Below are 16,380 nucleotides of genomic sequence, written 5' to 3'. Positions count from 1 at the left end.
GCAGCCGTGCGGGCCGACCCGGCGCTGATAGGCCCGCTACGGCGGACACCCGGATCCGCGTCCCCTGCATCCGTCCGCACGCCCCGGCACGAATCGATCCGCAGACCCAGCCGCCCACCCCGAAGGAGGCCCATGCGCCGCGCCGCCGAAGAACGCTCCGGAGCCGGTCCGCCCCCGGGCCGGGCGCCCCGGCACCAACCGTCTCCCCGGCGCCAGCCCCCGCAGGCCCGGCACGTCGACCGGGACGTGCCCTCCGCCGTGGGGGAGGTCCTCGCCCGGTTGCTCGACGAACGCCTCGACCAGTCCGCCCGCCTCGACCCGGTCTTCGCCCGGGACGTCGCCGCCTGCGTCGCCCGCTTCACCCTGGACGGCGGCAAGCGGCTGCGCTCCCAGTTCCTGTGGTGGGCGATGCGGGCCTGCAACGGCCCCGCCGCCGCGGTCGTCCCCGCCCTGCGGATCGCCGCCGCCCTCGAACTCCTCCAGACCTGCGCCCTGGTGCACGACGACCTGATGGACGGCTCCGCGCTGCGCCGCGGCAGACCCGCCGTGCACACCGCCCTGCGCGACCGCTACGGACCCGGCCCCCGGCACGAGGGCGCCGACTTCGGCACCTCCTCCGCCGTCCTCGTCGGCGACCTCGCCCTGGCCTGGGCCGACGACGTCCTCCTCGACACGGAAGTCCCGCCTGGCTCCCGCGAGCGGGTGCGCGCCGAATGGCGGGCCCTGCGCACCGAACTCGTCGCCGGTCAGTACCTCGACCTGCACGGCCAGGTCACCGGCTCCCGCTCCCGGGCCCAGGCCCTGCACGTGACCCGGCTCAAGAGCGCCCTCTACACGGTGGAACGGCCGCTGGCGCTCGGCGCGGCACTCGCCGGCGCCGACGAGGACACCACCCGGGCGCTGTGCACGGCCGGCCGGTACGCGGGCATCGCCTTCCAACTCCGCGACGACCTCTCGGGCGTGTTCGGCGACCCCACCGAGACCGGGAAGCCGTCCGGCGAAGACATCCGGGAGGGCAAGCCCACCTATCTGGCCGCGGTCGGCCGGGCCCGCGCCGAGACCGGCGGCGACCTGGCGGCCCTGGCCGTCCTCGACGCCGCGATCGGCGCCCCCGACCTCACCGCCGACGACCTGCGCCGGGTGCGCACCGCCCTCATCATGACCGGCGCCCGGGACGCCGTCGCCGACCGGGCCGACCACTTCGCCGCCCTCGCCCTGCGCCATCTGGAGGCCGTCCCCCGTTCCTCCGCCCCCGAGGCCCTGCGCCGGCTCGCCCGCCTGCTGGAGGAGACCGCCCACGGCCGCCGCGCCCCCTCCCGAGTCCGAGGAGTCCTCCCGTCATGATGAAGACCGTCGCCGGACCCACCGATCACGTCGTGGTGGTGGGGGCCGGGCTCGCCGGCCTCGCCACCGCGCTGCACCTGCTCGGCGCCGGCCGCCGGGTCACCCTCCTGGAACGGGAGGCCGAACCCGGCGGCCGGGCCGGGCTGCTGACCCGCGGCGGCTACCGCATCGACACCGGACCCACCGTGCTGACCATGCCCGACCTGATGGCCGAACCCTTCGCCGCGGTCGGCGAGGACCTGGCCGACCGGCTCGACCTCGTCCCGCTGCACCCCGCCTACCGGGCCCGGTTCGCCGACGGCTCCGCCCTCGACGTACACACCTGCGCCGAGACGATGGAGGCCGAGGTGCACCGCTTCGCCAGCGCCCGGGACGCCCTCGGCTACCGGCGGCTCCGCGCCTGGCTCCAGGCGCTGTACCGGGTGCAGATGAACCGGTTCATCGACGCCCACTTCGACTCCCCGTTCGGGCTGCTCCACCCGGACCTGGCGCGGCTCGCCGCCCTCGGCGGCTTCGGCCGCCTCGACGCCCGCATCGGCCGCTTCCTCTCCGACGAACGACTGCGGCGGGTCTTCTCCTTCCAGTCGCTGTACGCGGGCGTGCCGCCCGCCCGGGCCCTCGCCGCCTACGCCGTCATCGCCTACATGGACACCGTCGCCGGGGTGTACTTCCCGCGCGGCGGCGTGCACGCACTGCCCCGGGCCCTCGCCGCCGCGGCCGTCGACGCCGGGGCCGACCTGCGCTGCGCCAGCCCCGTCACCCGGCTGGAACGGCGCGGCGAGCGGATCACCGCCGTGCACACCGCCGACGAGCGCATCCCCTGCGACGCTGTCGTCCTCACCCCCGACCTCCCGATCAGCTACCGACTGCTGGGCCGCGCCCCGCGGCGCCCCCGGCCCCTGCGGCACGCCCCGTCCGCCGTGCTGCTGCACCTGGGCACCGACCGCACCTGGCCGGACCTCGGCCACCACACGCTCTCCTTCGGCGCGGCCTGGCACCGCACCTTCGACGAGCTGACCCGGACCGGACGGCTGATGACCGACCCCTCGCTGCTCATCACCCGTCCCACCGGCACCGACCCCGACCTCGCCCCGCCGGGCCGCCACCTGCACACCGTGCTCGCGCCCTGCCCCAACACCGACACCGGCCCCGGCGTCCGGGAGTGGCGCACCCTCGGGCCCGCCTACCGGGACTCCCTGCTGCGGGTGCTGGAACGCCGTCAGATGCCCGGCCTCGCCGCCGCGATCGAGCAGGAGTGCCTGGTCACCCCGGTGGACTGGGCCGCCGCCGGGCACGCCGCGGGCGGCCCGTTCGCGGTGGCGCACACCTTCGCCCAGACCGGCCCCTTCCGGCCGCGCAACCTGGTTCGCGGCACCACCAACGCCGTCCTCGCCGGTTGCGGCACCGCCCCCGGCGTGGGCGTGCCGACGGTCCTGGTCTCCGGGAAGCTCGCCGCCGCCCGCATCACCGGGGCCCACCTGCCCCGGCCCGCCAGGAAGGCCCCCCGCACATGACGGACCGTGAACTCGACGCGGCCCGGATCACCGACCCCGCGCTCCGCGCCGACTACGCCCACTGCCGACGCCTCAACGCCCGCCACGGCCGGACCTACTTCCTCGCCACCCGGCTGTTGCCCGCCGCCCGCCGGCCCGCCGTGCACGCGCTGTACGGCTTCGCCCGGCACGCCGACGACATCGTGGACGTCCCGGGGCCCGCCGCGGGGCCGGGACAGCGGGCCGAGGCGCTGACGGCCCTGCGCCGGCGGCTGGCCGAGGGGCTCGCCGGAGCCCCCGCGGGGGAACCCGCGGTGCGCGCGCTCGTCGACACCGCCGCCCGGTACGGCATCGCGCACGGCCTGTTCGACGACTTCATGACCGCCATGCACACCGACCTCACCGTCACCGACTACGCCGACTACGCGGCCCTGCGCCGCTACATGCACGGCTCGGCGGCCGTCATCGGCCTCCAGATGCTGCCCGTCCTGGGCACGGTCGCCCCGCCGCGGGAGGCCGCCCCCTACGCGGCGGACCTCGGCGTCGCCTTCCAGCTCACCAACTTCCTGCGGGACGTGGGCGAGGACCTGGACCGGGGGCGGATCTACCTGCCGGCGGACCTGCTCGCCGCCCACGGCGTGGACCGTCCGCTGCTGGAGTGGTCCCGCCGCACCGGCCGCCGGGACCCGCGGATCACCGCCGCCCTGGTCGCCGCGGCCGGACTGACCCGGACGGCCTACGCCCGGGCCGAGCCCGGCATCGCCTTGCTGGAACCGGTCTCCCGGCCGTGCGTGCGCACCGCGTTCGTGCTGTACGGGGGGATCCTCGACGCCGTCGCCGACGGGGGCTACGCGGTGCTGCACCGGCGCGCCGCCGTCGGTCTGCCCCGCCGCCTGGCCGTCGCCGCGCGGGGGTACGCCGCCGCCCTGCACGCTCGCCGGCGGACCCCCGTCGCCCCGCAGACCGCCCCCGGGAGGCCCGCATGACCCGCCGTCCCGTCCGGCTCCCCGGGGTCCCGGTGCGCCTGCGCCGGGACCCCGTGCCCTGGGCGCGCCAGCGCCCCACCTGGCCGCAGGCCCGGCCCGCGCTGATCGCCGGTGCGCTGGACCGGGCCCTCCGGCGTCCGCACGGCAACTGGTACGTCGTCGGCGCCAGTCGGGACGTCCCGGCCGGCGCCCCGCTCGGGCGGACCGTCGAGGGCACCGAGATCGTCCTGTGGCGGGACGCCTCGGGCGCGCTGACCGCCGGCCCGGGGGCCTGCCCCCACCTGGGCGCCCCGCTGCGCGACAGCCCGGTGCGGTGCGGGACGCTGGTGTGCCACTGGCACGGACTCGCCCTCGACGGCCGTCCCCGCGCCGGCTGGGAGCCCTACCCGGCCCACGACGACGGCGTCCTCGTCTGGGTGCGCCTCGACCGGGCCGGCGGCGCCGAGCCCACCGCCCGCCCGCCGGTACCGCCGCGACCCGCCACCGCCCGGGCGGTGGCGGCGGTGTGCACGGCGGTGGGGCGCTGCGCCCCGCAGGACGTGGTCGCCAACCGGCTCGACCCCTGGCACGGGGCGTGGTTCCACCCGTACTCCTTCGTGGACCTGACCGTGGTCAGCGCCCCCGGGGCCGAGGCTCCCGAGGAGGCCGACGCCTTCGTGGTGGACGTGTCCTTCCGGCTGACGGGGCGCCTGGTGGTGCCGGTCCGGGCCGAGTTCACCGCGCCCGGTCCGCGCACCGTGGTGATGCGGATCGTCGAGGGGGAGGGGGCCGGCTCGGTGGTCGAGACCCACGCCACTCCGGTGACCGGCCCGGGCACCGGGGGACGGCCGCCCCGGACCGCGGTGGTCGAGGCGGTCCTCGCGGCTTCCGACCGGAACGGGTTCGCCGTGGCCCGAAGGCTCTCGCCGCTGCTGCGGCCCCTGATGCGCCGGGCCGCGGCCCGGCTGTGGCGGGACGACCTGGCGTACGCGGAACGCCGCTGGGCGCTGCGCGCCGCGGGTCGGTTCCCCGGGTGAGGCCGCCGCGGCTCAGCCGCCGGCCAGGGCCCGCAGCAACGGCGCCCGCCCCCGGCGGGGGACCGTGCGCAGCGCGTGCCCCCGCACCCCCCAGCGGGCCAGCAGCGCGTTGGCGGCCAGGAAGCCGGTGGTCGCCGCGCGTTCCATCAGCGCCACCGGCAGGTCGGTGCGCACCTGGTCGCCGGCCAGGACCAGCGCGGGGTGGGGGGTGCGGACCGTGGGGCGGTCGCGGTAGCCGCCCACCGGGAACAGCGGGCAGTCGGCCCGCCACTCGTGCCGTTGGTCCACCACCCGCGCCCGTGCGGTCTCCGGGTACACCCGGTGCAACTGCCGCAGCAGCCGGTCCTGTTCGGCGGCCCGGTCGGCGTCGGGGGCGAGCGCGTACGCGTGCAGTTCCACCACGCTGCCGCCGCTGCGCGCGGCCCAACGGGCCGCCTCGCCCTCCCAGCGGTCGAGCACGCTGACGTTGTCCAGCGAGGCGAAGCCGCCGGTGCCCAGGAACCCGGGGCGGCCGGGCGCCACGGGACGGTCCAGCCAGTACCGGGAGACCAGGAACGGCGGCGCCTCCCGCGAGCCGAGCACCCGGGCGCGCCACGACGGGTCCCCCAGCAGCGGCGAGGCCCCCACCAACCGCCGCAGCCCCCCGCCGTCCAGCGCCAGCACCGCCGCGTCGTAGCGGACGGTCCGGGCGTCCGCGGTGAGGGCCAGCCCCTCGGAGCCGTCGTCGACCGGCACCACCGTCGTCACCGGGCACTCGGTGCGCACCGTCACGCCCAGTCCGCCCAGGTACCGGGCGAGCGGCTCCCACAGGGCGGTGGGGAAGGGCTCGGTGGGCACGTCGAACAGCAGGCCCTCGGCGGAACCGAGGAAGTAGACGTGGAACATCAGGGCCAACTCGGCGGCCGACAACTCCCGCGGATCGGCGAAGAAGCTGCGGGAGAACACCTCGAAGGCCAGGTGCCGGGCCGCCGCCGGGAACCGGATGCGCTCCAGGTACGCGCGGGCGTCGGTCGCGTCCAGCCGCGCGTACACCTCGGGCACCCGCACGTCGAACAGCGGCAGCGCCGCCCGCACGTCCATCCGCCCCAGGTCCCGCCAGCCGAACGAGGGGCTGAGCGCCACGAAGCCGAGCGCGCTCCACGGGGGCGTGCGGGGCACCCGGGCGAAACCGTCGGTGCGGCCGTCGCGGTGGAGCAGCGGATAGTCCGGCAGCGGGCGCAGCCGGTCCAGCCCGGGGTCGGTGCGGCACAGCAGCGCCCGCAGGTTGTAGTACTGGCGGAAGAAGGCGTGGAACCCGCGGCTCATGGTCGCCGCGGAACCGTCCGCGAGTCGGATCGGCCACCCCGCGAGCCGCCCGCCGAGCACCGGCTCCCGCTCGTACAGGGTGACCCGTGCGCCCCGCTCGGCCAGCCCGGTCGCCGCGGCCAGCCCCGCGATGCCCCCGCCGACGACCGCCACCGCGGGCCCCTCGCCGGAGGCGCGCGGGCGCCCCTCGGGGGCGGGCAGCAGTACCGAGCGCCGGTCCCGGAACCGGGCGCCGCCGGCCCGCCGGGGTCGGTCGGGGAACGGCTGGCGGTCGGGGTGCGGGTGCATCAGGGGGCCTTTCCGGAGGCGGACGGGGAACGGCGCAGCAGGGGCAGTTCCAGGGCGGTGCGCAGCATCGGCAGCACGGGGGTGCGCAGCCCGAGGGTGAAATCCTCGACGGGGCGGGTGGCCCCGTCGAGGAAGCGCAGCAGGGTCGGCGTGGGCACGGTGCGGAAGAGCCGGGCGAAGAAGTCGGCGCCGTCGATCCGCCCGGTGTCCAGGGCCCGCAGCAGCACGGCGTCCATGGCGAGGGAACGGGCCCGGTGGGCGGGCGGCGGCAGCGGGGTGCGACCGGCGCGCAGCAGCGCGGCGACCGCCCGGGTCTGCCGTTGGATGCCGGCGAAGGCGTACCCGGTCGCGGGTCGGATGGCCCCGCCGGCCGCACCGATCCGGAAGACCGCGGCGCCGGCGCGCGGCGCGGGCCGGGAGTCCGCCATCGGGATCACCCCGTGCTCCACCCCGGTGGTCTCGTAGGGCCCGGCGGCGAGCACCTCCTCCAGGTAGTGGGCGAGGGCGCGGTCGTAGTCGGCGTCCGGCAGGACGCTCCGGGAGAACTCGGTGTACTCGACCAGTGCCGTCCGCGGTCCGGTGGGCAGGACGTAGCCGAAGGACAGCCCGTGCGCGGGTTGCGGGGTGCGGAAGTCCATCAGGTCGACGGTGTCGGGGCGGAACACCGGGCGCCGGGTCCGCACGAACCAGCCCCGGAAGTGCTGGAGGAGCACGGTGCGCGCCGGGGGCGGCGCCGAGGGGGGACGCGAGTCGAACACCCAGCGGGCCCGCAACCGCAGCGGGGAGCCGTCGGCCCGGGTGCCGTGCACCTCAGCGCCGGGTGCCCGTCCCGGCGGCGGGTCCGCGATGCGGTCCACGGTGGCGGTGAGCCGGCGCACGCCGTCCGTGGCCGCGATCCGCGCCTCCACCGCCGCCGTGAACTCCCGGGACCGCAGCATCTTGTACCGCAGCGGGGCCGTCCGCCCCGTCGTCGGGGCGCCGTCCTCGCCCCGCACCCGCAACCGGTCCCAGGACGCGGTGAGCCAGGCGTCGTAGGGTCCGCCGGGCTCCTCCCAGTAGCACCAGGTGCGCTCCCCGGGCCGTCGCGGCCCCGGGGGCGCCTCCACCAGGACGACCGCTGGCCGTTCCCGCGGGCCGAGCGCGCACAGCCGGTGCGCGAGCGACAAGCCGGCCGCCCCGGCACCCACGATCACCACGTCCGCATCGGACACCTCGTCCTCCTCCGTCCCGGGTGCGCGGCGGACGGCCGGGCCGGGGGCGGTACCCGGCCGTCCACGGGTGCTTCCGTCCCGGTGCCGTCCCCGGATGCGCCCCGTGGCACACGATCGCCCCTCGGGTCCCGCCCGGCCGGTACGCCGGGCCGACGCACGCCCCGACCGGGGGAAGGCGTTCGGAGGAAACGACGAGGGGTACGCGCCGCGGCCTGGCCGATCGTCCCAGGTCGGCGAGGGGGCCCGGCATGGGACACTGAAGTACGTGCTTTTCCCCCGACTGACCTGTTCGGGGGCCACCTCTGATCGACTGGGATGAGCAGCACGTGCGTTTCCTGAATGACCTCAAGCCCCCGTACGACCTGACCTACGACGACGTCTTCATGGTGCCGAGCCGGTCCGCCGTCGGTTCCCGACAGGCCGTGGACCTCTCGTCCCCGGACGGCACGGGCACCACCATCCCCCTCGTGGTCGCCAACATGACCGCGGTCGCGGGCCGCCGGATGGCGGAGACGGTGGCGCGGCGCGGGGGCCTGGTGGTGATCCCGCAGGACATCCCGATCGAGGTCGTCACCGAGGTGGTCGGCTGGGTCAAGGGCCGCCACCTGGTCCTCGACACCCCCATCGTGCTGGTGCCGCACCAGACCGTCGCCGACGCCCTGCTCCTGCTGCCCAAGCGGGCCCACCACGCCGGCGTCGTCGTCGACGAGCACCACCGCCCCGTCGGCGTGGTCACCGAGCAGGACCTCACCGGGGTGGACCGGTTCACCCAACTCGGCGAGGTCATGTCCCGTGACCTGCTGATCCTCGACGCCGACATAGACCCGCGCGAGGCGTTCAACCAGCTCGACGCCGCCAACCGCCGCTACGCCCCCGCCGTGAACGCGGACGGGCGCCTGGTGGGCATCCTCACCCGACGGGGCGCGCTGCGCGCCACCCTCTACACGCCCGCGACCGATGCACGGGGACGGCTGCGGATCGCCGCCGCGGTCGGCATCAACGGCGATGTCGCGGGCAAGGCGAAGCAGCTGCTCGACGCGGGTGTGGACACCCTGGTGGTGGACACCGCGCACGGCCACCAGGAATCGATGATCGCCGCGGTACGGGCGGTGCGGGCGCTGGGCCCCGAGGTCCCGATCGTCGCCGGCAACGTCGTCGCCGCCGAGGGCGTGCGCGACCTGATCGAGGCGGGCGCCGACATCGTCAAGGTCGGCGTCGGACCCGGCGCCATGTGCACCACCCGGATGATGACCGGAGTGGGCCGCCCGCAGTTCTCGGCCGTGCTGGAGTGCGCCGCCGAGGCCCGCAAGCACGGCAAGCACGTCTGGGCGGACGGCGGCGTCCGCCACCCGCGCGACGTGGCGATGGCCCTGGCCGCCGGCGCGTCCAACGTGATGGTCGGCTCCTGGTTCGCCGGCACCCACGAGTCCCCGGGCGACCTCCAGCAGGCCGCGGACGGCCGCCTGTACAAGGAGTCGTTCGGCATGGCGTCCGCCCGCGCGGTCCGCAACCGCACCAGCGAGGAGTCCTCCTACGACCGGGCCCGCAAGGCGCTGTTCGAGGAGGGCATCTCCACCTCCCGGATGTACCTCGACCCGGCCCGGCCCGGGGTGGAGGACCTGATCGACTCGATCATCGCGGGCGTCCGCTCCTCCTGCACCTACGCGGGCGCCGGCTCGCTGGAGGAGTTCGCCGAGCGGGCCGTCGTCGGGGTGCAGAGCGCCGCCGGCTACGCCGAGGGCAAGCCCCTGCACGCCAGCTGGAACTGACCGCCCCGCCGGCCGCGGACGGCACCCCGGGTGCCGTCCGCGGCCGGCCCGGCGCGAGGCGTGTTCTACTGCGGGTACGGCCCCCCGCCGTCCCCGCAGCGCCGGGGCCAGTGAAGAGAAGCGAACGACCCCCGTGCGACTGAACGACCTCGACGAAGCCATCGTCCACGCCCTCGCCCAGGACGCCCGCCGCTCCTACGCCGACATCGGCCACCGGGTCGGCCTCTCGGCCCCGGCCGTGAAACGCCGGGTGGACCGGCTGCGCGCCACCGGGGTCATCACCGGGTTCACGGTCCGGGTCGACCCGGCCGCGATGGGCTGGGCGACCGAGGGCTTCATCGAGTTGTACTGCCGCAGCAACACCTCCGCGGACGAGATCCACCGCGGCCTCGAACCGTACGCGGAGGTCGTGGCGGCCTCCACGGTCACCGGCGCCGCCGATGCGGTGGTGCAGGTCTTCGCCGCCGACATGCGCCACTTCGAGCGGGTCCTGGAGCGCATCGCGGCCGAGCCGTTCGTGGAGCGCACCAAGTCGGTGCTGGTGCTCTCGCCGCTGCTGCGCCGGGTCTCCTCCGGCGCCCCCGGCTGACGGCCCGCACCCCCTCCCGGACGTGGCCCAGCTCACGTCGACCGGGCGGACGCAACGAATCGCCGTACAGGGGTCCACAGACGCAAGGGATCACCGGGTCGTGCGCAACGGACGCGCCTTGTGGCGGCAGAAGGCCGAAACGTACCGTCGAGTCGGCCCCGCGCCTCCCCCCGTTCCGCCGCCGCAGCGGCCGTCGTTCCCCGTGCAAGGAGTCCCCGCCCCATGACGTCCACGGTGCCCAACGCCGTCCAGCACAGCGACGCGCAGCCGCCGATCACCATGTTCGGCCCGGACTTCCCCTACGCCTACGACGACTTCCTGGCCCACCCGGCCGGGCTGGGGCAGGTGCCGGCGACCGAGCACGGCACCGAGGTCGCGGTGATCGGCGGCGGGCTGTCCGGCATCGTCACCGCGTACGAGCTGATGAAGATGGGCCTCAAGCCGGTCGTCTACGAGGCCGACCGGATCGGCGGGCGACTGCGGACGGTCGGCTTCGAGGGGTGCGACCCGGGCCTCACCGCCGAGATGGGCGCCATGCGGTTCCCGCCCTCGTCGACGGCGCTCCAGCACTACATCGACCTGGTGGGCCTGGAGACCCGGCCGTTCCCCAACCCGCTCGCCGAGGCGACCCCGTCCACCGTGGTCGACCTCAAGGGCGAGTCGCACTACGCCCGCACGCTGGACGACCTGCCCCCGGTGTACCGGCAGGTCGCCGAGGCGTGGAGCGCCTGTCTGGAGGAGGGCGCCGACTTCTCCGACATGAACCGGGCGATGCGGGAGCGGGACGTGCCGCGCATCCGGGAGATCTGGGCGCGGCTCGTGGAGAAGCTCGACAACCAGACCTTCTACGGCTTCCTCTGCGACTCGGAGGCGTTCCGTTCCTTCCGACACCGGGAGATCTTCGGCCAGGTCGGCTTCGGCACCGGCGGCTGGGACACCGACTTCCCCAACTCGATCCTGGAGATCCTGCGGGTCGTCTACACCGAGGCGGACGACCACCACCGCGGCATCGTCGGCGGCAGCCAGCAGCTGCCGCTGCGGCTGTGGGAGCGGGCCCCCGGCAAGATCGTCCACTGGGCGCCCGGCACCTCGCTCTCCTCGCTGCACGACGGGGCCCCGCGCCCCGCGGTGACCCGACTGCACCGCACGGCCGGCAACCGGATCACCGTCACCGACGCCACCGGCGACATCCGCACCTATCCGGCGGTGGTGTTCACCGCGCAGTCCTGGATGCTGTTGTCCAAGATCGAGTGCGATGACGAGCTGTTCCCGATCGACCACTGGACCGCCATCGAGCGCACCCACTACATGGAGTCCAGCAAGCTCTTCGTCCCCGTGGACCGGCCGTTCTGGCTGGACAAGGACGAGGAGACCGGCCGGGACGTCATGTCGATGACCCTCACCGACCGGATGACCCGGGGCACCTACCTGCTGGACGACGGACCCGACAAGCCCGCCGTCATCTGCCTCTCGTACACCTGGTGCGACGACAGCCTCAAGTGGCTTCCGCTCTCCGCGCACGAGCGCATGGAGGTCATGTTGAAGTCGCTCGGCGAGATCTACCCGAAGGTGGACGTCCGCCGGCACGTCATCGGCAACCCGGTGACCGTGTCCTGGGAGAACGAGCCGTACTTCATGGGCGCGTTCAAGGCCAACCTGCCGGGCCACTACCGCTACCAGCGGCGGCTGTTCACCCACTTCGTGCAGGACCGGCTGCCCGAGGACAAGCGGGGCATCTTCCTCGCCGGCGACGACATCTCCTGGACGGCCGGCTGGGCCGAGGGCGCGGTGCAGACCGCGCTGAACGCGGTGTGGGGCGTGATGCGCCAGTTCGGCGGGGAGACCGACGCCGGCAACCCGGGCCCGGGCGACGTGTACGACGAGATCGCCCCGGTGGAACTGCCGGAGGACTGAACGACGACGCCCCGCTCACCGGGTGGGCGTCAGCAGGTAGCGGGAGACGAGGCCGACCGCCGCGTCCAGGCGGGCGGCGGTCTCGTCCCGCAGCTCGGGCAGGTGCCGCAGCGCCCACAGCCCCCGGGCCGCCGCCCAGGCCGCGTCCCGGGCCCGCTCCAGGCTCCACGCGCCCACCAGGTGTGTCAGCGGATCGGCCAGCTCCAACAGGTCCGGGCCGGGCATCAGTTCCTCGCGGACCCGCTCCTCCAACCCCGTCAGCACCTCGCCCACCCGGTCGAACTCGTCCTCCAGATCGGCGGGTTCGCAGCCGAGGCTACGACAGGTGTCCACCACGGCCAGCGCCAGGTCGTGCCCGATGTGCGCGTTCACGCCCGACAGGGCGAACTGCACCGGACGTACCCCGGGATGCCGGCGGAGCTGGAACAGGGGCCGCCAGCAGGCCGGCGGCCGGCCCCCCTCGTCCACCGCCCGCACCGCGGCCACGTACCGTCCGGCGAAGAGCACGTCCAGGGTGACGGCGGCCTCCCGATCGGCGAACCCACCACCGAGGACGTCCCGGCCGACCGCCTCCGTGACCGTCAGGTAGACGCGGTTGAACACCCCGACGCCGTCACCCGCCGGCCACCTCCCGCCGAGCGCGCGCAGGGTCCGCACCACCTCGTCCACCCCGTGCGTCGGGGCGGGCAACTCCGTGAACGGTGTCATGGCGGCAGCGTCCCAGCCCTAGGCTGTCCCGGGTGCCGAAGGGCCGGGGGCTTCCCCGGAACGGGGGAACGGTCGCACGGCACCGGGGGAGGGAGGCGCCGTGCCCGGCAGCCACGCGCGACGGACCGGCAACCGGACGGGAGCGGTCCGCGTACCGCGCCGGCGGTACGGACGGCACCGCACCGTCATGGTGGTCACCGCCTCGGTGGTCGCCCTGCTCGGTACGGTCGCCGGCACCCTCGACGCCCTGGAGGACCGGGGTCGCACCGCCGACGAGGCCCGGCCCGAGATCACCACCACCCCGCTGCCGCCCCCCGCCCCGACCACGCCCCCGCCCGCGCCCAGCCCCACCCCGCCACCGCCGTCCCCCACCCTGTCGCCGTCGCCGTCGCCCTCCCCGAGCCCCTCGCGCACCGTCACCCGCGCCCCGGAACCGCCCGCCCCGCCCCCGACCGCGTCCGCCCCGCCCCCCAGCAGCGCGCCCGCCACCCGGGCCGAACCCGTCTCCGCCGCCCTGTACCGGCACCCCGCCTCCCAGGTGCTGGACTGGCTGCGGGCCAACCCCGGCGATCCCCGGGCCGCCACCATCGCGTCCCGCATCGGCGACCAGCCCGCGGCCGTGTGGTTCGCCGACTACACGCCCGACACCATCACCGCCCGGGTGCGGGCCGTCACCTCCGGCGGCGCCGACCGGGACCGGGTCCCCGTCGTCGTGCCCTACGCCATCCCGGACCGGGACTGCGGCGGCGCCTCCCAGGGCGGCGCCCCGGACACCGCCGCCTACGACGCCTGGATCGACCGGTTCGCCGCCGGACTCGGCGACGACGAGGTCATCGTCGTCCTCGAACCCGATGCGCTCGCCCTGGTCGACTGCCTCCCCGCCGACGCCCGCGAACGCCGCTACCGCTCGCTGGCCCGGGCCGGACGCGTCCTCAAGGCGGCCAACCCCGAAGCCCGGGTGTACTTCGACGCCGGCCACTCCGGCTGGCACGCCCCCGCCACCATCGCGGAACGGCTGCGCGCGGCCGGCGCAGGCGCCGCCACCGCCTCGGACGGCATCTTCACCAACGTGTCCAACTTCCACCGCACCACCGACGAGACCGCGTTCGCGCGCGCCGTCCTCGACGCGCTCGGCGGCGCCCCCGGTCTCGGTGCCGTCGTCGACACCAGTCGCAACGGCAACGGCGCCCCCGCGGACGGCGCCTGGTGCGATCCGGCCGGCCGGGCGCTGGGCCGGCCGCCGACCCTGCGCACCGGGCAGGCCCGCATCGACGGGTACCTGTGGGTCAAGCTCCCCGGCGAGTCCGACGGCTGCCGGGGCCGTCCCGGCAGGTTCACCCCGTCCTACGCCTACGAACTGGCCCGCAACGGAGGCTGACCGCCCGTCGATTTCCGCTCGCCGCCGACCCCCCGCCCCGTCACCATGGGGGCGGGGGCCGGCACCGGCCCGGAACGGGGACGAGGATGGCACGGCCGCACGGCTTCACCTACCGGGAGTACGGCGACGGGACCGTCGACGTACGGCACTTCGGACGCTCCGCCACCGTCCTGCGGGGCGAGCGCGCCGCCCGGTTCCTCCAGGAGGTGACGACCCAGGACGCCCAGGCGGTCATGGCCCGGTGGACCGGCAACTACCGGCGGGGCAACGAACGGGTCGCCCGCCGCCACCCGCGCCACGACGGGCGGTGACCCCGCGCCGGGCCCCCTTCGGCGGCGCCCCGGGGACGGTGCCCGGCGCCGACTCGATCGGGTGGGCGTCGGCGGTTTCCTCCGCCCGGCGGACCGCGGGAGAGCAGGATCCTCGTTCATGGGACTCGGGGACCGGCATCAGAAGAAGGACGTGGAGGCGGCGCTCAAGCGGGCGGAGGCGGCCGGACTCAAGGTGACGCACGACAAGAACCGACATCACTGGGGATACGTCCTCTGCTGCCCCTGCAGCAGGAGCGTGACGGTGCACTGCACGCCGAAGGACACAGGAACCATGGCGAAGAGGATCGATGAGTTCACGCAACGGCACCGAGGCTGTTCGTAGCTGGCACTTCATTCTGCACGTGCAGGACCCGCTCACCGCCGAGCAGGTCGACGTCCTGGCGGGACTCGACCAGTTCGCCGACGGGGACCTGGGTCTCGAACAAGGACCGGGTTGCTCTCTCTTCACCTGCTACCTGGACGCCCCCACGCTCACCGGGGCGATCGCCGACGCGCTGGCCCGCTTCGAGTACTTCCCCGGTGTCCTGATCCGCAGCGTCGAGCTGAGCGAGTACTCCCTCGCTTACAACGGGATGGCGACGCCCGCCGTGGTGCCGGCTCCTGGTTAGGGTGTGCGGTCGGTCGGGCTCAGTGGGCTCGGGGGTCGGGTCTGTGCCCATCTGCGGGTCGGCGACCGGCATGTCCTCCGGGCTCCGGGCGCGCCGCACCACCTTGGTGATCCGCACGATCGGCGTCGCCTCGATCGGGTGGGCGTCGGCGGGTTCCTCCGCCCGGCGGATCGCGGGAGAGCAGGATCCTCGTTCATGGGACTCGGGGACCGGCATCAGAAGAAGGACGTGGAGGCGGCGCTCAAGCGGGCGGAGGCGGCCGGACTCAAGGTGACGCACGATCGGAACGGGCACCGGTGGGGATGGCTGATCTGCTGTCCCTGCAACGGGCGGTACGTGGTGAGTAGCACCCCGAGGAATTCGGGGACGGAGGCGAAGAAGATCGATGGGTTCATCAACGTCCACCGGAGCTGTGCGTGAATGGCACTTCATCCTGCACGCGGACGCACCGCTCACGGACACGCAGTCGAACGTCCGGGACCACCTGGAGTGCTTCAACGACGGCCGCATCTCGCTGGTCGAGGGGCCGGGAACAGCCGAGTTCTGGTGTGCGTACGAGGCCGAGAGCCTGACCGACGCAGTCGGTGAGGCACTGGCGCTCTTCGTGAGCCTCCCCGGAGTCCTGGTCCGCAGCGTGGAACTGGGCCCGCGGGAGTTGGCGGAGAACGGGATGGCGACGTCCGCCGTGGTGCCGGCTCCTGGTTAGGGTGTGCGGTCGGTCGGGCTCAGTGGGCTCGGGGGTCGGGTTTGTGCCAGGTCAGCGAGTACCGGCGGAGCAGGTGGCGGCGGTAGTGCACGCCGGGGAGCAGGCGTTGCGCCGTGGCTCGCACCTGGCCGTAGCCCATCTGCGGGTCGGCGACCGGCATGCCCTCCGGGCTCCGGGCGCGCCGCACCACCTTGGTGATCCGCACGAGCGGCGCCGCCGCGACCAGCGCCGCCCACTCCGCCGGGCTCGACTCGCGGGCCAGTCCCACCACCATCAGCGTGCCGCCGGGCCGCAGCAGTTCGCGCATGCGGGTCAGCGCCGCCGCGAAGTCCATGTGGTGGACGGCGGTCACCGAGCACACGAAGTCGTAGCCCGCGGCGGGGAGGTCGGCGGTGAGGAAGTCCCCTTCGACGAAGGCGAGTCCCGGACGGCCCCCGGCGCGGTCGCGGGAGCGGGCGATCATCTCCGGCGAGACGTCGATCCCGGTGACCCGCCTCGCCCGCCCGGCGAGCTTCAGCGCCAACAGCCCGTCCCCGCACCCGACGTCCAGGGCCTCGCCGCACCCCTCGGGGACGGCGCGGAGGACACCGGGGTGCCGGGCGACGTTGGTGTTCCAGTACGGCTCGGGCTCGGGCTGGTCCATCGGCTCACCGTAGGCGGCGCGCGGCCCGGGCGGACACCGGGCGGCGAAACCCGGTCGACGCGCCGCGACACCGTGTCCGATCATGCGTCC

Annotated in this window: 17 protein-coding genes; 13 read left to right on the top strand and 4 right to left on the bottom strand. The window is 75.3% G+C overall.

The window, feature by feature from the left end:
- Window positions 1–132 precede the first annotated feature (132 nt).
- Genes ACSMX9_RS02745 through ACSMX9_RS02730 form a run of 4 tightly spaced genes read left to right on the top strand, consistent with a single transcriptional unit; the run spans window position 133 to window position 4,839 of the window.
- A complete protein-coding gene (locus ACSMX9_RS02745) occupies window positions 133–1,344 on the top strand; it encodes a polyprenyl synthetase family protein (protein ID WP_445399680.1) in 1,212 nt (403 codons plus the stop codon).
- On the top strand, window positions 1,344–2,858 hold the full coding sequence (gene crtI / locus ACSMX9_RS02740) for a phytoene desaturase family protein (protein WP_445402870.1): 1,515 nt from the start codon (window positions 1,344–1,346) through the stop codon (window positions 2,856–2,858). Before ACSMX9_RS02745 ends, crtI begins: the two co-directional genes overlap by 1 nt.
- The gene (locus ACSMX9_RS02735; protein WP_445399678.1) at window positions 2,855–3,823 is read left to right on the top strand and encodes a phytoene/squalene synthase family protein; all 969 of its coding nucleotides are present in this window, start codon (window positions 2,855–2,857) and stop codon (window positions 3,821–3,823) included. Before crtI ends, ACSMX9_RS02735 begins: the two co-directional genes overlap by 4 nt.
- Complete coding sequence (locus ACSMX9_RS02730; protein ID WP_445399676.1) at window positions 3,820–4,839, top strand: DUF5914 domain-containing protein; 1,020 nt, start codon at window positions 3,820–3,822, stop codon at window positions 4,837–4,839. Before ACSMX9_RS02735 ends, ACSMX9_RS02730 begins: the two co-directional genes overlap by 4 nt.
- Window positions 4,840–4,851: 12 nt before the next feature.
- Here ACSMX9_RS02730 and ACSMX9_RS02725 read toward each other — a convergent pair whose 3' ends face one another.
- Both ACSMX9_RS02725 and ACSMX9_RS02720 read right to left on the bottom strand, forming a co-directional pair.
- A complete protein-coding gene (locus ACSMX9_RS02725) occupies window positions 4,852–6,432 on the bottom strand; it encodes an FAD-dependent oxidoreductase (protein ID WP_445399674.1) in 1,581 nt (526 codons plus the stop codon).
- Complete coding sequence (locus ACSMX9_RS02720) at window positions 6,432–7,643, bottom strand: lycopene cyclase family protein (protein WP_445399672.1); 1,212 nt, start codon at window positions 7,641–7,643, stop codon at window positions 6,432–6,434. Before ACSMX9_RS02720 ends, ACSMX9_RS02725 begins: the two co-directional genes overlap by 1 nt.
- 326 nt (window positions 7,644–7,969) lie before the next feature.
- Between ACSMX9_RS02720 and ACSMX9_RS02715 the strand changes: the two genes are divergently transcribed.
- From ACSMX9_RS02715 to ACSMX9_RS02705, 3 genes are all read left to right on the top strand, one after another.
- On the top strand, window positions 7,970–9,412 hold the full coding sequence (locus ACSMX9_RS02715; RefSeq protein WP_445399670.1) for a GuaB1 family IMP dehydrogenase-related protein: 1,443 nt from the start codon (window positions 7,970–7,972) through the stop codon (window positions 9,410–9,412).
- A gap of 133 nt (window positions 9,413–9,545) precedes the next feature.
- The gene (locus tag ACSMX9_RS02710) at window positions 9,546–10,001 is read left to right on the top strand and encodes an Lrp/AsnC family transcriptional regulator (RefSeq protein WP_351240590.1); all 456 of its coding nucleotides are present in this window, start codon (window positions 9,546–9,548) and stop codon (window positions 9,999–10,001) included.
- A 222-nt stretch (window positions 10,002–10,223) separates the two neighbouring features.
- Window positions 10,224–11,915, top strand: a complete 1,692-nt coding sequence (locus tag ACSMX9_RS02705; RefSeq protein WP_351240592.1) for a flavin monoamine oxidase family protein — start codon at window positions 10,224–10,226, stop codon at window positions 11,913–11,915.
- Window positions 11,916–11,930: 15 nt separating this feature from the next.
- Here ACSMX9_RS02705 and ACSMX9_RS02700 read toward each other — a convergent pair whose 3' ends face one another.
- Window positions 11,931–12,623, bottom strand: coding sequence for a DUF5995 family protein (locus tag ACSMX9_RS02700; RefSeq protein ID WP_445399668.1), 693 nt, complete (start codon window positions 12,621–12,623; stop codon window positions 11,931–11,933).
- Window positions 12,624–12,810: 187 nt separating this feature from the next.
- On the opposite strand from ACSMX9_RS02700, the gene ACSMX9_RS02695 reads away from it, so the two are divergent.
- The 6 genes from ACSMX9_RS02695 (at window position 12,811) to ACSMX9_RS02670 (ending at window position 15,647) form a co-directional block, all read left to right on the top strand.
- On the top strand, window positions 12,811–14,001 hold the full coding sequence (locus ACSMX9_RS02695) for a glycoside hydrolase family 6 protein (protein ID WP_445402869.1): 1,191 nt from the start codon (window positions 12,811–12,813) through the stop codon (window positions 13,999–14,001).
- 86 nt (window positions 14,002–14,087) lie between these two features.
- Window positions 14,088–14,312 (top strand): hypothetical protein, encoded by a 225-nt coding sequence (locus ACSMX9_RS02690; RefSeq protein ID WP_351240596.1) that lies wholly within the window; start codon window positions 14,088–14,090, stop codon window positions 14,310–14,312.
- 118 nt (window positions 14,313–14,430) lie between these two features.
- Window positions 14,431–14,655, top strand: a complete 225-nt coding sequence (locus tag ACSMX9_RS02685) for a hypothetical protein (RefSeq protein ID WP_351240602.1) — start codon at window positions 14,431–14,433, stop codon at window positions 14,653–14,655.
- Window positions 14,621–14,941 carry a hypothetical protein gene (locus ACSMX9_RS02680; RefSeq protein WP_445399666.1) on the top strand — a complete coding sequence of 107 codons (321 nt, stop codon included), beginning with the start codon at window positions 14,621–14,623 and terminating at the stop codon, window positions 14,939–14,941. Before ACSMX9_RS02685 ends, ACSMX9_RS02680 begins: the two co-directional genes overlap by 35 nt.
- A gap of 195 nt (window positions 14,942–15,136) precedes the next feature.
- Window positions 15,137–15,361 carry a hypothetical protein gene (locus ACSMX9_RS02675; RefSeq protein ID WP_445399664.1) on the top strand — a complete coding sequence of 75 codons (225 nt, stop codon included), beginning with the start codon at window positions 15,137–15,139 and terminating at the stop codon, window positions 15,359–15,361.
- Window positions 15,354–15,647, top strand: a complete 294-nt coding sequence (locus ACSMX9_RS02670) for a hypothetical protein (RefSeq protein ID WP_445399662.1) — start codon at window positions 15,354–15,356, stop codon at window positions 15,645–15,647. Before ACSMX9_RS02675 ends, ACSMX9_RS02670 begins: the two co-directional genes overlap by 8 nt.
- A 19-nt stretch (window positions 15,648–15,666) precedes the next feature.
- Here the strand turns inward: ACSMX9_RS02670 and ACSMX9_RS02665 are convergent, their stop codons facing one another.
- Window positions 15,667–16,290, bottom strand: coding sequence for a class I SAM-dependent methyltransferase (locus ACSMX9_RS02665; protein WP_445399660.1), 624 nt, complete (start codon window positions 16,288–16,290; stop codon window positions 15,667–15,669).
- Window positions 16,291–16,380 lie beyond the last annotated feature (90 nt).

This window comes from Streptomyces sp. LE64 (assembly GCF_052606915.1).
The sequence above is the reverse complement of the archived record's forward strand: the minus strand, read 5'-3'. Positions and strand labels throughout refer to the sequence as shown.

Bases quoted from the DNA above. Each gene is read 5' to 3' on its own strand.
- ACSMX9_RS02745 (WP_445399680.1), top strand. From the start codon at position 133: ATGCGCCGCGCCGCCGAAGAACGCTCCGGAGCCGGTCCGCCCCCGGGC.
- crtI (WP_445402870.1), top strand. From the start codon at position 1,344: ATGAAGACCGTCGCCGGACCCACCGATCACGTCGTGGTGGTGGGGGCC.
- ACSMX9_RS02735 (WP_445399678.1), top strand. From the start codon at position 2,855: ATGACGGACCGTGAACTCGACGCGGCCCGGATCACCGACCCCGCGCTC.
- ACSMX9_RS02730 (WP_445399676.1), top strand. From the start codon at position 3,820: ATGACCCGCCGTCCCGTCCGGCTCCCCGGGGTCCCGGTGCGCCTGCGC.
- ACSMX9_RS02725 (WP_445399674.1), bottom strand. From the start codon at position 6,432: ATGCACCCGCACCCCGACCGCCAGCCGTTCCCCGACCGACCCCGGCGG.
- ACSMX9_RS02705 (WP_351240592.1), top strand. From the start codon at position 10,224: ATGACGTCCACGGTGCCCAACGCCGTCCAGCACAGCGACGCGCAGCCG.
- ACSMX9_RS02700 (WP_445399668.1), bottom strand. From the start codon at position 12,623: ATGACACCGTTCACGGAGTTGCCCGCCCCGACGCACGGGGTGGACGAG.
- ACSMX9_RS02695 (WP_445402869.1), top strand. From the start codon at position 12,811: ATGGTGGTCACCGCCTCGGTGGTCGCCCTGCTCGGTACGGTCGCCGGC.
- ACSMX9_RS02690 (WP_351240596.1), top strand. From the start codon at position 14,088: ATGGCACGGCCGCACGGCTTCACCTACCGGGAGTACGGCGACGGGACC.
- ACSMX9_RS02685 (WP_351240602.1), top strand. From the start codon at position 14,431: ATGGGACTCGGGGACCGGCATCAGAAGAAGGACGTGGAGGCGGCGCTC.
- ACSMX9_RS02680 (WP_445399666.1), top strand. From the start codon at position 14,621: ATGAGTTCACGCAACGGCACCGAGGCTGTTCGTAGCTGGCACTTCATT.
- ACSMX9_RS02675 (WP_445399664.1), top strand. From the start codon at position 15,137: ATGGGACTCGGGGACCGGCATCAGAAGAAGGACGTGGAGGCGGCGCTC.
- ACSMX9_RS02665 (WP_445399660.1), bottom strand. From the start codon at position 16,290: ATGGACCAGCCCGAGCCCGAGCCGTACTGGAACACCAACGTCGCCCGG.